This is a genomic window from Dyella sp. (assembly GCF_036568765.1).
Classification (GTDB): Bacteria; Pseudomonadota; Gammaproteobacteria; order Xanthomonadales; family Rhodanobacteraceae; genus GSA-30.
The window spans coordinates 1-14,771 of the sequence record NZ_DATCRY010000315.1; the positions used below are offsets into that span (position 1 = coordinate 1).

Genomic DNA, 14,771 nt, shown 5'->3' on the forward strand with positions numbered 1-14,771 from the left:
GCCCTGACAAAGCCAGGGGAGAGGGAGCCGACTGCGGCGAATCTCAGTGTTTCGCATGCTCGACGCGCCATCCACAATCGCCCATCCCGCTTGCGGCGAGACAGCGCTCGATCCGCCGACCGGAAGGTTCATCGCAAGCAACATCGCTGTGCCCTGGCAAAGCCAGGGGAGCCGGAGATCGACGGAGTAAGCCTCAGTCTTTCGGATGCCCGACGCGCTGCCTACAACCGTCCATCTCGCTTGGCGGCGAGATAACGCTCGATCAGTCGCCCGGAAAGTTCATTGCAGGTGACGTCGAGCACAGCGGTGCCTTCGCGGCGCAGCTTCTCGTGCATGGCTTCACGCTCGGTCAGGTATTGCATGGCCGATGCGCTGCGCAGGGCCGATTCCAGTGTGTCGCCCACATCGATGGCCGCCCGGTCGAGCGCGGTTTCGCGCAAGCTGACCACCAATACCAGATGACGGCGTGACAGCATGGAGACCGCCATGCGCAACTCGGCATCGTCCTCGTCGCGAACATTGGTGATCAAAACTACGAACGCACGACGGCGCTGGTGCAGTTGCAACTTGCTCGCCGCGCTGACGTAATCGGTGGCCACAGGTTGCGCCTGCAAGTCGTAGCCTGCACCCAGCAGCATGTCCATGCCGCCACTACCCTGCTGGGGCGGTAGCCAACGCATGTCCTCTCCACTGCACGCCAGCATGCCGACTGCATCGCCCTGACGCAGCGCGATATAGGCCAGCGCGAGCGAGGCATTGAGCACGTGATCGAAATGGGACAGGCGATCGTCCTGCGCCAACATGCGCCGGCCGCCATCGAGCAGCAGCACGACTTGCTGGTTGCGTTCGTCGCGGTATTCGCGCGAGATCGGACGGCCAATGCGCGCCGTCGCCTTCCAGTCGATCTTGCGCAGACTGTCGCCGATGCGGTACTCGCGCAGCTCCTGGAACTCGGTACCGTCGCCGCGCCGGCGCTGCAGGCGCGCACCGACGCTGCGCGAGGCGACCTCCACGCTCAGGCCCGCCATCTCGGCCAGTGGCGCAAAATTCGGATACACGCGAATCGTCGTCGATTCGCCCACCACTCGCCGCTGCGTCCACAGACGCCAAGGCGAGTGCAATCGAACCTGACAGCCGGCAAAGACGAACTGGCCGCGGCCGCTTGGCGATACAGCGTAGTCGAGCTCGATCTCACGTCCTGGCGCAAGCCGTAGCTGGCGCGGCATGCCGCGCACCGGCCACTCGCCCGGATGCAGATCGTGCACATCGATGCGCTGGGCACGGCGCGCAGCGGAGCGCAATTGAAGACCGACTTTCCACTCATTCACCAGCGGCGCCACCGGCGGCAAGTGACGGCGTGCCTGTGGACTGGGCTGGCGCCGCAAGCGCCAGCCATCGAGGACGGCCAACGCGCAAAGCAGTGCACCGAAGGCAAGCCAGGCCCATAACGGCAGCCAGCCGGTCGCCGCCAGTACGCCAACGACGGTCCAGCCGATCAATAGCCCCAGCAATGCAACGCCCGGACGCATCATTGGCGCGGCGCTGCCACCTTGTGCAACAGCGCGCGCAATACATCGTCGGCGCGCTGCCGTTCGATCAGGGCTTCGGGTGCCAGCATCAGGCGATGACGCAGGGCTGGCAGCGCCACGCTGCGCACATCGTCAGGGGTGACAAAGTCGCGGCCGTCCATGACCGCTTGCGCGCGAGCCAGTCGCACCAACGCCAACGCGCCGCGCGGCCCCGCGCCGCCGAGCACACCGGGCCACTCGCGCGTAGCGCGGGTGATCCGCACGGCGTAGTCGATGACGGCCGGATCGACATGCAGTGTCGCCACCCCATGCTGCAACGCTTGCAGCTCGGGCAATGTCAGCACCGGCTCGACACGCGACACATCCAACCCGGCGGCAATGCGGCCGCTCAATACTTCCTCCACCATGCGCTTCTCGTCGTCCAGCGTCGGATAGCCGATGACGACTTTGATCAGAAACCGATCCAACTGCGCTTCCGGCAACGGATAGGTACCTTCCTGCTCGATCGGGTTCTGTGTTGCCACCACCATGAACGGTGCCGGCAGCGCAAAGCGGCGTCCTTCGATCGTGACCTGCCCTTCCTGCATCGATTCAAGCAGGGCGGCCTGCGTCTTGGCCGGGGCGCGGTTGATTTCGTCGGCCAGCAGCATATTGGCAAAGACCGGCCCTCGACGAATCTGGAACCGCTCTGCCTTGGGATCGTAGACGGCGTGGCCGGTGACATCGGTCGGCATCAGATCGGGGGTGAACTGGATACGTCCGAAGGTGCAGCTCACGGAAGCCGATAGCGCACGCACCAACAGCGTCTTGCCCAGACCCGGCACGCCTTCGATCAGCACATGGCCGGCAGCGAGCAACGCCAGCAGCACCTGATCGAATACATCAGTCTGGCCGATGAAAGCGCGCGCCACCTGTTCGCGCAGGGCAGCCGTGCGGGCAGCCAGCTCGCTGAGCGGTAGCGGCGTGACCTCCGGCTGGCTGTTTTCGGCAAGGGCGGTGTCGGTCGTCATGGGCGGCTCCTGAGTCGCGCCAGAATGGCAAGGCTGTCGCGAAACGCCGGTGCGTTCGCGGGCGGCTGAAAGGCCCGCGCCACCTGCGCGGGATCGAGTCGATAGCGTTCGGCCAGGCGTCGATGCAAGGCGTCGTCATTCAGCGCCGCGCACAGCGGATCGACACGCCGCACATGCGCCAGCACAGAGCGGCAGGCCATGCCGTGCAAGGTGTAGCCATTGTCGCGCCGAAACAGGAACTCGCCGACGGCCTGCACGTGTTCGAGCAAGGCGCGACGACGCAAAGGAGGTAAAGGAATGACCGGCCCGAGACGCTCACCGTGCGCGAAGGCCCAGGCCAGCAACAGCAACGTCAGGGCGAGCAACGCGGGCCAGCCTTGTGTGATGAGCTTGACCCAGAACGATGGCCCGTCCAGCTCGTAGACGAGATAGAACTTGCCTTCGCCGAATCCCGGCTCGAGCAAGCGCCGCACGAAACGCTGCTGTGGCACGCCGCGTAGTTCGCTGTTGACCAGCACATACATGTTCAAGAAATTGACCGTACCCTGCCCGGCCTTCATGCGCAGCATGAGATAACCGTCCTTGCTGTCGCCGACCGATGCTTCGACCGTGGCGTGCGCCGCAGGCTGCATGCGTCGGCCGCACAGGTCAAAACGATCCTCCTTGCCGGGGCCCGTGGCGATTCGATTGCAGCCATATGCGCCTATCTTTGACTGCAGGAGCTTGAATTGCTGCATGAGTGGCGTATGCGAGTTCGCATCGGCCAAGGTCTGGTCGAGCACCAGGTTGCCACCTTCGCGCACCCAGTCGCCGAGCCGTTGCGCATCGATGTTGTCGATGTTGCTCAGGTCGCCGCCAAGCACCACCGTGTCGCCTGTTTTCAGCGGCACCTCTCCGGGATCGAGCGTCGTGACCGATTTGACCGGTGCATGCAGTTGCTCGAGCGTACGCTGCAAGGCAAAGAAACGGTTATAACGCGCTTCGCCACTGGGGCGATCGTAGCTGTCGACCAGCCGGCGCTCGTAGTTGGTGAAGAACCCCAACGCCCCCAGACCGAGGACGCCGAGCACGATAAGCAAGATGGTCACGGAGGCGCGATTCATGTCCGGCCCATCCCTTGCGCCGGCCATCCATGCAGCAACGATTCGACTTCCTCGTCGCTAGGATAGCGATCGGCATAGGCGGCATATTGCCAGGTGCGTACGATCGTCACGGCACGCCGACGCAGTTCCTCGTTCTCGATCGCGCGGGCGCGGCGCAGACATTCCGCCTCGGTGGCGTCGTCAGGCACGCGGTCCGCCGCCGCAGCCATCCCTGCGACGCAGCCGCGATATAGCAGCGCCAGCGCTTCGCGCCGCAGCCCTGCGCGCCACAGTGCGCGCGCGCTCCCCGCCAAGTCGTCCGGCAGAATTTCTTCCGACTTCACCGCGCTGACTGCGGTACGCAACTCCGTTGCGGGCCTGTCCTCTTCCTGTCGGCGCGCATAAGCGCGCGCATAGCGCCAGGCAAATACTCCCAGTACGACAATGGCCGCGCCGAGCAAGAGCCACAACACTAAATTGATACCGCTGGCGACCAGATCGGGAAAACCGATGTTTCCCTTGGTAACTTCATCGGGCTTGGGCTTGGCAGGTTTGCGCCGTACCCATTGCAGCTTCTTGACCTCGCGCCCGAAACGCGGATCGGCAAAGGTACGATGGGCGGCGTCGACAAAAGCCTGTTCGCTGCCCGGCTCCACCGGCCGGAAAACATCGTCGAGCTGGACAACAGGGGGCGAGGTCTTATCGCTGCTTGAAGCCGGCGGATGGATATCTGCCGCATGAGCAGGATGAAACGCCACCAGCAAGGCCAGCACAATGGCTGCGGCGGCGCCTGCATCGAGCAGACGCTGGCGCATACGACGAAAGGCAAGATCGATATCCCATGCCTCCAGTTGCGTGCGCCGCGTGAGATACAAACCGAACCCCGCGGCGACGTACCATGGCTCGATCACGCTCATCGCCAGATAGCCAACCATAGGCACAGCGACCGAAAGCCCTAACGACGAACCGTGCGCATCGCGGCCAAACAATCCACCGAACGGATCGGAGATCAACTCGTGCGGCACGAACAATACGGCGAGCAGGAACACACTCGCAAACAGCACCAGCTCCAACAGGAAACAGCCATAGGTCAGCATGGTCGCCGAGCCGCCTATGTTTCTGCGCAGCACGCGCCAACGTGGCCCACGCTGCTGGCGCGTCAAGCCCTCAAGCAATTCCAGCGGCAATCGCAAGGAACGCTGGCTATCCACCCGGCGCCATGTCAACGATGCCCACGTCCCGGCCCAGGGCAGCTTACGCTGGCCGCGCAAGGTCTCGCGCCAGCGTGGCGGCCGATCGAACACCGCGCGCGACAGCACGAACAGCGGCAGGCGATCGAACAGGGGCAACAACCACCATAGCAGCGGCAGGCCGAGCCAGGGCACGCCGACGATGTATCCCAGGCCGATGAAGACCAAGGCAAACGGCAGCGTGAAGGCGAACCAGGCCGCCCACACCGGCACGGCATGGGCGCGCAGCATCGCCGCGCCCAGATCGACCGCTTCGCGTGCCGTGCGCGGTCTCAAGGCAACGCCGATGCGCTCAAGTTCCACGGCTTTCTCCCGCACCGCCGCGCAGTAGCCACCATCCCACCAGCACCCACAACGCCATGGCGCTGCCGTACTTGAGCCAATCGGGAAAACTCGCCACCGATGACCAGAACGCTTCGATAAAGGCGGCCGCGACCAGCATGGCGAACGCACCCAGTGCGAGCTGTGCGCCAATCCAGCCAGCCTCGACCATCGCAGGACCGCGCCGCTGGCGGCCCGGTGCGAGCAAGGTCAACCCCAGACGCAAACCCGCGCCACCGGCAATCACGATCGCGGTCAATTCGAACGATGCATGCGCGACCACGAAGCGCCAAAACGGCGCGCCGTAGCCGATATTGTCCAGGTGGCCGGCCAACGCGCCGAAGATCACGCCGTTCATCGCCAACACATAGACCGCGCCAATGCCCACGACCAATCCCGAGGCGAATGTGCGGAAGGCGATGCCGACATTGTTCATGATGTAGTAGCCGAACATGCCCAGATCGGTGCCGCTATTGCGGCCGATGTGCCTGTTGGCCGGGTCGTACATGCGCTCGAACTCGGCCAGCTGCGTGCTACCGAAGACGTTGTGCGCAAATTCCGGCCTGAAAGTCACCAGCAACAGGCAGATCAACGCCGGCACATAGAGCAAGGCCGCCGCCAGCGCCATGTAGCGCCACTCCTTGCGCACCAGACGTGGAAAACCGGCGATGAGGAAATTGGCCATGCGCCGCCACCGCGGTGCCGGCGGCCGGTAGAGCAGACGATGGCCGCGATCGACGATGCGCTGCAGGCGCTCGGTGACTTCGCGGCTGTAGCCGCGCGCACGGGCCAGGGCGAGGTGATGGCACAGGCGCCGATAGTCGGCGGGAAACGATACCGCCTCGGGACTGCGCATGGTGCGCTGCGGGCGCGCCTCGACCTGTCGCAACCAGCTTTCCAGCGTGTCCCAGTCGCTACCGTGCAAGGCGACGAAGCGTTCCTGTTTCATGCGCGGCCCAGTAGATAGTTGGCGAAGGCGACCAGGCGTCGTACGCCTGCGTCGCCCGTCTGCCCCGTCAGCGGCGAGAGCAGATCCGCCAATTCGCGCTGTCGTTGCGGCGTCAGCTGCGGACAGCGTTCGGCAAACTCCACGATGATCGCCTGCTCTTCGCTCGACAGCGCCCGCGGCGGCGCTTCGGCCGGCACGGTCGGCACCTGGTTGCCGCCCAGCGTATCGACGACATGAACCACCATGGTGCCGGCGATCACATCGCCGAGCCGGCGTGCATGAGGATCGACCAGCGTGCTGATCAAACCGACTCCATATACGCCAGGCAGCATGTCTACAACGCGCAACAGATTGCGTACTACCGAGGGCACCAGCGTAATCGGTGCGCCGTCGGCTCCCACCACGCGCAACGAGAGCGCGCGCTTGCCCAGCGTCTGTCCTCCGAACCAGACTTCGCATACGACCGAATAGACCCAGGTCATGGCGAACACCACCAGGGCTCCGATCCCCATTCCGCCCTCACCCAGCAGCGCCAATGGGATCATCACTGCCCAGAAGACCGCCGCGCGGATCGCAAAATCGATCAGCCACGCCTGCGCACGCGGTAGCGCACCGGCGGCATGCAAACGCAGGAACACTCCCTCGGGCGTTTCGATCTGGCGAATCGTATCGAGCATCGCGCGGCGGTCAGTCTTTGACGTAGACGACAATGGTGTCGGCGAAGACATCGTGCAGGCAACGTCGCTCCGCACCGAAGATCATCAGGCAATCGACCAGCGTAACGATCGGACCGACCAGAGGAATTCGACCCAACAGGCCCACCGGAAGAAAGCGCAGGAAGATGAAGCGGCCCAGCGAGACCTCATCGCCGTCGGTACGGATCACTTTGATACCGAGCATGCGCTTGCCGATGGTCTGGCCGTACATGCTTAGCAGCGCGCAGTTGATTGCGGCAACAATGCACAGGATCAATAGCATCGCTACACCGCACCACCCAGGCACCTTGCCCGAGGTCGAAGAACGCAGCGCGGAAGAAAACCCCCAGAAGAAGGCCGGCAGAAAGGCGGCCAACACCATCAAGCCATCCAGCAGAGCCGCCCCAAGTCGCCGGCCACGGCTGGCGTTGAGATATTCGTTACTGCCAGACGTGTCCGGCACCACGTCATTGACGGGCGCCTGCGGTGCCGCATACGGATTGACTTCCATGACTCCCCGATCCCTCAACGTGTCCGGCCCCCACGGCGGACACTTGAGCGTCGAGTATAGGCCTGTCTTTCGCGCCGCTTCAATGCGGCGCGAAAATTATTTGCGCTTGGGCTTGAGCATGGTGCCGATGCATTTGGGCGAGCCGCAGCGGCAGGCCCAGATTTTTTTCAGACGCGCCGTATGGGGCATGTCCAGCACGATGCCGTAGTCGTAGGTGAGCTCTTCGCCCGGCTTGATCTTGCGGATCGCCTCAATGATGACCTTGTCCTTGCGCGGATCGCCGCTGTCGCTTTCTTCGATCAGCGCCTGGCAGTTGGGGTCGCAGCTGTGATTGATCCAGCGCGCCGTATTGCCCTTGCGATTGGCGTCGATGATGTAGTCGTCGTTGAGCGTAAACAGGAACGTATGTCCCGTCTCGCCACCGTCGCCGTAAAGCTCGTCGGCTTCGTCGTTGGTCGTCAGCGTGCCCCTGTACTGAATGACGAACTCGCCCTTGGCGATGGGCTCCACGGCAAAAACGCCATTGCCATGGATCGGCGAACGGCGGGCAACGATGCGTCGGGTCATGAGGTCTGGCGTATGGCTTGAGGGAAGTTCGGGATGATGCCCTAGATTGAGGGGTGAGTGGAGAGGAGGAAGGAACAAGAGTGGAAACCGGTGGCTACGGGAACTCTGGCTCATACCTGTCACTCCTCTCCAAGCGCTCCTCGTTCTGCTATATTCAAACAATCGTTTGAGGCCATGACTTCATGAAACGACTGCTACGCCTGATTGCCCTGGGTGCCCTCGCCGCCGGCCTGGCCGCTTGCGGGCCACCGAAAAAGAGTGTTTTTCCGCCCACTGTGACGATCCAGGAGATGGCTGTGCGTCCCGACGGACAGTGGCTGTTGACGGTGCGCATCCAGAACAACAGCTACGGCAGCATGGATTTCCACTCGCTGGACGGCGAACTGAAGGTCGCCGACGGCATCCCGGTGCGATTGCATGCGAGCTTCGACCTGGATATCCCCGCCTTCGCCGGCGATGTCACCCAGGTCAATGTGCTGCCGACCGCCGATATGAGCGCGGCGATCAAGACCCTGGCGACCAAGGGCAGCGCCGGCTCGCTCGCCTATTCGCTCACCGGCCGCACGCGGGCCAAACCCGAGCAGGAAAAAGAAGTGCGCGACTTCGCTTTCCACGGCAACGACTGGTTTTCGCCGGTCCCCGGCATCCCAAACACTTATCGCTGAAAACGCGCACCCAGATAACGAAACTCTCTCAAGGACCCTGACGTATGACGATCTACAAGGCCCCGCTCGACGATCTGCGTTTCGCTCTGTATGACGTGCTCGGCGCCGAGCCGCAACTGACTGCCTTGCAGGGCGGCGAAGGCCATACCCGCGATCTGCTCGACGCGGTGCTGGAGGAAGCCGGCCGCTTGAGCGAGCAGGTCTTGGCACCGACCAACGGTCCGGGCGACGAAGAAGGTTGTCGATACGACAAGAGCACGCAGACGGTCGTCACCCCAAAAGGCTTCAAGGAGGCGTTCCGCGCGTTCGCCGATGGCGGATGGGCCGGATTGACCCAGGCCGAAGCCTTCGGCGGCCAGGCGCTACCCAATGCGCTGGGTACGGCGACGATGGAAATCTTCCAGTCCGGCAACCTGGCCTGGAGCCTGTACCCACTGCTCTCCGAAGGCGCGTGTCATGCGCTGGAGATCCACGGTACCGACGCGCAGAAGGAAACCTACCTCAAGCCGATCGTCGAGGGTCGCTGGACCGGCACGATGTGCCTGACCGAGCCGCAGGCCGGCTCGGATCTGGGCCTGCTCAAGACCCGCGCCGAACCCGGCGAGAACGGCAGCTACCGCATCAGCGGCACCAAGATCTTCATCAGCGCCGGCGAGCACGATCTGGCCGAGAACATCATCCACCTCGTGCTGGCTCGCTTGCCTGACGCACCGGCCGGCAGCCGCGGCATCTCGATGTTTATCGTGCCCAAGTTCAAGGTGGGCGGCGATGGCTCGCTCGGCGCGCGCAACAGCGTGGCCGCCGGTGCGATCGAGCACAAGATGGGCATTCGCGGCTCGGCCACCTGCGTGATGAACTTCGACGGTGCCGAGGGTTTCCTGATCGGCCAGCCGCACAAGGGGCTGGCGGCGATGTTCACCATGATGAATGCCGCGCGCCTGTCGGTAGGCGTGCAAGGGCTGGCGCTATCCGAGCGCGCGCTGCAAAACAGCCTCAACTATGCGCGCGAGCGCCTGCAGTCGCGCGCGCTGTCCGGCCCGAAATTCCCCGACAAGCCGGCCGACAATCTGTTGGTGCAACCGGATGTGCGCCGCATGCTGCTGACCCAGCGCGCCATCGTCGAAGGCTCACGCGCGCTGCTGCTGTATACGGCGCTGCAAACCGATATCGAGGCGCGCGCGCAGGACGAAGCCGCACGCAACAAAGCCAGCGAACTGGTCGCGTTCCTGATTCCGATCGCCAAAGGCATGGTGACCGAACTGGCGCAGGAGAGCACCAAGGAAGCCCTGCAGATCTACGGCGGCCACGGCTATATCGCCGAAAACGGTGTGGAGCAGTTCGTACGCGATGCACGCATCATCACATTGTATGAAGGCACCACCGGCATCCAGGCAGCCGATCTGCTTGGCCGCAAGATCCTCCAACTGCAAGGCGCCGGCTTCAAGCATTTCCTCGCCGAAATCGGCGGGTTCTGCCAGCAGCATGGCAGCGATGCCGCACTCGCTCATCTGGTCGGACCGCTGGCGCAACTGGCCAAGGAATGGGGCGAGCTCACACTCAAGCTGGCGCAGCGCGTGCAGGGCAATGCCGAAGAGCTCGGCGCGGCCGCGATCGATTATCTCTACTACTCCGGCTATGCCTCGCTGGCCTACATGTGGGCGCGCAGCGCGGCGGCAGCGGCTGGCAAATCCGCAGCGTTCAAGCAGGCGAAGCTGGATACGGCGAACTTCTACTTCAGCCGCATCCTGCCGCGTTGCCTGACGCACAAGGCGGCAATCGAAGCTGGCGTGGGCACATTGCCTGAAGTGGTTTGAGGTCTTCCGGAGACGGGAGATGGGTAGCGGGGGCGCATGATCGCGCCTTCCGCTAAACCTTCGGGCGACGCAGACCATCGAGCTTGAGTCCCCGTTACCCGTGTCCCATCTCGGACCCTCCAGCTTGGGACTTCCCCAAGCCCCCACTAACGGTGTAGAACCAAGGCAGCCCGCAACAGCCCGGTTCCGTCATGAGCGACACATCGTTTCTGATCCGCCTGGCCGAGGACGACGACGACTTCATCCTCGGTCTGGTTCCGCGCTTCGTCGACTTTCCCCTGCCTGCCTGGCGGCGACGCCACGAGTGCATCGAAGGCATTCGCAAGGATCTGGTCCGTCACCTCGACGACGAGCCCGCCAACAGCTTCCTGTTTGTCGCTGAAGATGACGATGGCGAGCGCGTCGGTTTCATCCATCTGCAGAAGACCCAGGATTATTTCACCGGGCGCGCCAACTGCCATATCTCCGACCTGGCGGTGCCGCAGGCGCATGAGGGCCGCGGTGTCGCCCGCGCCCTGCTCGACCATGCCGAAGAATGGGCGCGCGAGCATCGCTGTCACTTGATCACGCTGGCGGTGTTGCCGGGTAATGAGCGTGCACGCGCGCTCTACGACAGCAATGGGTTTCAGACGGACATGCTTCGCCTCGCCAAGCCGGTTCGTTAGCTTGGGAGGTTCTAGGGGTGAGGAGCGCCCTCGCTGCTCCCCTCACCCCTAAAAAAAATGGCGCCGAAGCGCCATTTTTTTATCGCCCTTGAGGCCATCCTCAATTCTTCGTTGCCTCGGACGCTTCGCGACGATCCAGGCGCTGTGCCGCACGGTCGATATTGGCCAGCGACAGCAGGTGCGCGTAGATCCAGCCGAATACGCCTTCGCGCAGGAACTCGTACGCGGTCTTTTCGTCCAGCTCGCGCAGCTTGTTTTCGTTGACGACGAACAGGCCGTTCAAATTGATCGTCTTGCCGTCCTTTTCCAGACGGATGTTGCGCGGCTCGAGCAGGTCGTGCTTGCGCAGCTGCTCCATGAACCACTGGGTGCGGCCGACGTGCTGCTGGAATTCGCCAAGGAAGTTGACGGCATTGGCCAGCATGTCGCTGTCGGTGCCGTCTTCCTTGAACAGGCGGTCGCCTTCGTTGCTGCCGAAGCCTTCATAGGCTTCGTCCAGGAATACGGTGAAATCGTCGCCTTCCTGACCGGCCGGCTTCTCGGCCAGCACGAACGGATAACGGCGCACGAAAGCCGGCACGTAGGCATTGGCTTCCCAGACGCCGTTTTCGTCGACGAACAGGTTCTCGTTCTGGCGCAGGCCCAGGAGCGCCATCGGACCGGCTTCCTCCATGGTGGCGCCGGCGAAGAGAATCGGCATGTCGCGCGCGGCCGGCGCAAATTCCACGCCGGTCAGCGGCACGGAATGGACCTTGGCGGCGAACTTGAGGCTCTGCAAACCCTTCAGGCGCAGATCCTTATGCTGGGTGCGGTTGAGCGGCACCGGACGCTCGTAAAAAAGTACTTCAGCCACGTTGCTTTACCTCTGCCCCGCCGTGCCGGGGTAGCCACCTATGGCTCCCCCTCCCAATAACCCGGCGTCGGGTCTACAGATGAACGCCCACTATATCAGCGCGGCGGCTGGCGAGCGAACCCCGAGCATTTTCGCCCCCTAAGCCCGCTGTTTCAGGGGCTTGCACAAGTTTTGCAATACGAAATGCTCTATGCTGCCAGCAACCGCAACATCGCAAAAACCGACCTTTCGCTTTGCCTGAAGGACGCGACATGCTGATGGAAGTGCCAAACCGGGTCGCCGATCTGAATTCGACCCGCGTGTTGTCCCTGGATGCTGCCGGTCGAATTCTCGACTGGATCAGCTGGCAGGAAGCTGTTTGCCTCTATGTCCGCGAGGCGGTGGCCTGGACCCTGGGCGACCCTTGCCTGACCGTGCATGGCGGTCAGAATCGCGAACTGGGGCGGCAAAGCCGCCTACAATTGCATCCGATCGTCGCCAGCACGGGCCACTGCCGCGACCACGCGATCGACCCGGCACCGGCACTGACCAATACCGCCCTGTTCGCCCGCGACCGCTACCTGTGCATGTACTGCGGCAACCATTTCAGCCGCGGCGAATTGACGCGCGACCATGTCGTGCCGATCTCCAAGCGCGGCAAGGACGAATGGGAAAATGTCGTCGCCGCCTGTCTGTCGTGCAATCTGAGGAAGAGCAACCGTACCCCGCAGCAGGCCAACATGCCGCTGCTGGCCGTACCCTACCGGCCAAGCTGGGTCGAGCACTTGATCCTGTCCAACCGCAATATCCTGGCCGACCAGATGGAGTTCCTGATGAACCATCTGCCGCGCAACCGGCGCGAGGCCATGGGCTAACGCCCCTCGTCGGGCTCGGCCGCATCCTCCTGGTCGGCCATCTCTTCGAAGTGCTCGAGGTCCTCGCGCGCCTGCTCGGCGAGATGGCAGTAGTGCCGGCGAATACGCTCCAGGGTGTCTTCGTCGAGTTCTTCCAGGTTCAACAGCGAATTGTGCGCTCGGCTGCTGCGGATAAGCTCGTCCAGCTTGATCTGCAAGGCGGCTGTGTCGCGGTTCTGCGTGTTCTGGATCAGGAACACCATCAGGAAGGTAATGATCGTGGTCCCGGTGTTGATCACCAGCTGCCAGGTGTCGCCGAAACCGAACAACGGGCCGGTCGCAGCCCAGACGACAATCAGCGCCACCGCGCCCACAAAGGCGGCCGGCCGGCCCGAATAGCGGGCGATGGTTGCGGCGAAGCGTCCAAACGAACTGTGCGTACTCATGGCTCGAAACCCTTTTACGGCTGTCCCGAGCCACAGCCTGCCGAGGCCGGTGTGGCCTGGGCGTGGAGGCCGCCGGCCCCGCTTTTTCACTTTCCTGCCCTTGCCCCGCCCCGCCAGTCGGCCAACAATACCGCCCATGACCGACCTTACCCGCTTCCCCCATCTGGCACGCATCGACGCGCCGGCCGATCTACGCCGCATGTCCGACGACGAACTACCTGCCGTCGCCGACGAACTGCGCCAGTACCTGATCGAAGCGGTAGCCAGCTCCGGGGGGCATTTCGGGGCGGGCCTGGGCGTAGTCGAACTGACCGTTGCCCTGCACCACGAATTCGACACGCCGACCGACCGCCTGGTTTGGGACGTCGGCCACCAGTGCTATCCGCACAAGATCCTCACCGGCCGCCGCGATCGCATCACCACGATCAAGAAGAAGGACGGCCTCGCGCCGTTTCCGCGCCGAGAGGAAAGCGAGTACGACACTTTCGGCGTCGGCCACTCCTCGACCTCGATCTCGGCCGCGCTGGGCATGGCGATCGCCGCTCAACGCAAGGGCGACAACCGTAAAGTCGTTGCAGTGATCGGCGACGGCGCGATGACGGCCGGCATGGCCTTCGAAGCGCTCAACCACGGTGGCGATGTCGAACCGAACATGCTGGTGGTGTTCAACGACAACGGCATGTCGATCAGCGAAAACGTCGGCGCGTTGACCAAGGTGATGGCGCGCGCCATGTCGAGCCGTACGCTCAATGTCTGGCGCGAGCGAGCCAAGCGGGCGATTCCCAAGCAGTCGTTCTTCGGCCGCTTCTTCAAGCGCTGGGAAGAGCATGCCAAGGGCATGTTCGTGCCCAGCACGCTGTTCGAAGAGCTGGGTTTTCACTATACCGGCCCGATCGACGGCCACAATATTCCGCAGCTGCTCGCCGCGCTGCGCACGGTCAAGGACCTGCCCGGCCCGCAACTGCTGCATGTGATCACGACAAAAGGCAAGGGCTACGCCCCAGCCGAGCAGGCGCAGATCGAATACCACGCGGTCGGCCCGTTCGACCCAGTGGCAGGCCTGATCAAGAAGAGCGGCCCGGCCAAGCCCACCTATACCGACATCTTCAGCGACTGGCTGTGCGACATGGCAGCGGCCGACACGCGCCTGTTCGGCATCACGCCGGCGATGCGCGAAGGTTCGGGGCTGGTGCGCTTTTCCAAGGAGTATCCGCAGCGCTATTTCGACGTGGCGATCGCCGAACAGCATGCCGTGACACTGGCGGCTGGCATGGCCTGCGAAGGTGCCAAGCCGGTGGTGGCGATCTATTCCACCTTCCTGCAACGCGCCTACGACCAGGCGATCCACGATGTGGCCCTGCAGAACCTCGATGTCACCTTCGCCATCGACCGCGCGGGCGTGGTGGGTCCGGACGGCGCGACGCACGCGGGCAGCTTCGATCTGTCCTTCCTGCGTTGCCTGCCGAACATGGTGATCATGGCGCCGGCCGACGAACAGGAATGCCGCATGATGCTGAGTACCGGCTTCCACTATGCCGGGCCGGCCGCGATCCGTTACCCGCGCGGCATCGGAACCGGCGG

15 protein-coding genes are annotated in these 14,771 nt (G+C 63.6%); 5 read left to right on the forward strand and 10 right to left on the reverse strand.

The genetic code is table 11. From position 1 onward, the window contains the following. Positions 1 to 221: 221 nt before the first annotated feature. The 8 genes from VIM98_RS19745 to VIM98_RS19780 form a co-directional block, all read right to left on the reverse strand. Complete coding sequence (locus tag VIM98_RS19745) at positions 222 to 1,529, reverse strand: DUF58 domain-containing protein (protein ID WP_331994828.1); 1,308 nt, start codon at positions 1,527 to 1,529, stop codon at positions 222 to 224. Next, positions 1,529 to 2,539 (reverse strand): MoxR family ATPase, encoded by a 1,011-nt coding sequence (locus VIM98_RS19750; protein ID WP_331994814.1) that lies wholly within the window; start codon positions 2,537 to 2,539, stop codon positions 1,529 to 1,531. The genes VIM98_RS19745 and VIM98_RS19750 overlap by 1 nt, the downstream gene beginning before the upstream one ends. After that, positions 2,536 to 3,642, reverse strand: coding sequence for a DUF4350 domain-containing protein (locus tag VIM98_RS19755; protein ID WP_331994815.1), 1,107 nt, complete (start codon positions 3,640 to 3,642; stop codon positions 2,536 to 2,538). The genes VIM98_RS19750 and VIM98_RS19755 overlap by 4 nt, the downstream gene beginning before the upstream one ends. After that, a complete protein-coding gene (locus VIM98_RS19760) occupies positions 3,639 to 5,174 on the reverse strand; it encodes a DUF4129 domain-containing protein (RefSeq protein ID WP_331994816.1) in 1,536 nt (511 codons plus the stop codon). Before VIM98_RS19760 ends, VIM98_RS19755 begins: the two co-directional genes overlap by 4 nt. After that, entirely contained in the window at positions 5,164 to 6,141 is a 978-nt protein-coding gene (locus tag VIM98_RS19765) for a stage II sporulation protein M (protein WP_331994817.1), read from the reverse strand. Before VIM98_RS19765 ends, VIM98_RS19760 begins: the two co-directional genes overlap by 11 nt. Further along, a complete protein-coding gene (locus VIM98_RS19770; RefSeq protein ID WP_331994818.1) occupies positions 6,138 to 6,818 on the reverse strand; it encodes an RDD family protein in 681 nt (226 codons plus the stop codon). The genes VIM98_RS19765 and VIM98_RS19770 overlap by 4 nt, the downstream gene beginning before the upstream one ends. A 10-nt stretch (positions 6,819 to 6,828) precedes the next feature. Further along, positions 6,829 to 7,347, reverse strand: a complete 519-nt coding sequence (locus tag VIM98_RS19775; RefSeq protein WP_331994819.1) for an RDD family protein — start codon at positions 7,345 to 7,347, stop codon at positions 6,829 to 6,831. Between the two features lie 96 nt (positions 7,348 to 7,443). Then, positions 7,444 to 7,914, reverse strand: a complete 471-nt coding sequence (locus VIM98_RS19780; protein ID WP_331994820.1) for an SET domain-containing protein — start codon at positions 7,912 to 7,914, stop codon at positions 7,444 to 7,446. A 182-nt stretch (positions 7,915 to 8,096) separates the two neighbouring features. Here VIM98_RS19780 and VIM98_RS19785 point away from each other — a divergent pair, with 182 nt between their 5' ends. The 3 genes from VIM98_RS19785 to VIM98_RS19795 all read left to right on the forward strand — a co-directional run bounded on the left by VIM98_RS19785 (position 8,097) and on the right by VIM98_RS19795 (position 11,058). After that, positions 8,097 to 8,579, forward strand: a complete 483-nt coding sequence (locus tag VIM98_RS19785; protein WP_331994821.1) for a hypothetical protein — start codon at positions 8,097 to 8,099, stop codon at positions 8,577 to 8,579. 44 nt (positions 8,580 to 8,623) lie between these two features. Further along, positions 8,624 to 10,393 (forward strand): acyl-CoA dehydrogenase C-terminal domain-containing protein, encoded by a 1,770-nt coding sequence (locus VIM98_RS19790; RefSeq protein ID WP_331994822.1) that lies wholly within the window; start codon positions 8,624 to 8,626, stop codon positions 10,391 to 10,393. A gap of 191 nt (positions 10,394 to 10,584) precedes the next feature. Next, complete coding sequence (locus tag VIM98_RS19795; RefSeq protein ID WP_331994823.1) at positions 10,585 to 11,058, forward strand: GNAT family N-acetyltransferase; 474 nt, start codon at positions 10,585 to 10,587, stop codon at positions 11,056 to 11,058. Positions 11,059 to 11,158: 100 nt separating this feature from the next. Here VIM98_RS19795 and VIM98_RS19800 read toward each other — a convergent pair whose 3' ends face one another. Beyond that, a complete protein-coding gene (locus VIM98_RS19800) occupies positions 11,159 to 11,911 on the reverse strand; it encodes a SapC family protein (RefSeq protein ID WP_331994824.1) in 753 nt (250 codons plus the stop codon). A 251-nt stretch (positions 11,912 to 12,162) separates the two neighbouring features. On the opposite strand from VIM98_RS19800, the gene VIM98_RS19805 reads away from it, so the two are divergent. Next, the gene (locus tag VIM98_RS19805) at positions 12,163 to 12,765 is read left to right on the forward strand and encodes an HNH endonuclease (RefSeq protein ID WP_331994825.1); all 603 of its coding nucleotides are present in this window, start codon (positions 12,163 to 12,165) and stop codon (positions 12,763 to 12,765) included. Here the strand turns inward: VIM98_RS19805 and VIM98_RS19810 are convergent. After that, positions 12,762 to 13,190: a low affinity iron permease family protein gene (locus tag VIM98_RS19810; protein WP_331994826.1), complete on the reverse strand. Its 429-nt coding sequence runs from the start codon at positions 13,188 to 13,190 to the stop codon at positions 12,762 to 12,764. The two genes, VIM98_RS19805 and VIM98_RS19810, sit on opposite strands and share 4 nt — an antisense overlap. Before the next feature lie 136 nt (positions 13,191 to 13,326). Between VIM98_RS19810 and dxs the strand changes: the two genes are divergently transcribed. Beyond that, positions 13,327 to 14,771, forward strand: a 1,445-nt coding sequence (gene dxs / locus VIM98_RS19815; protein WP_331994827.1) for a 1-deoxy-D-xylulose-5-phosphate synthase, incomplete at its 3' end; no start/stop codon positions are given.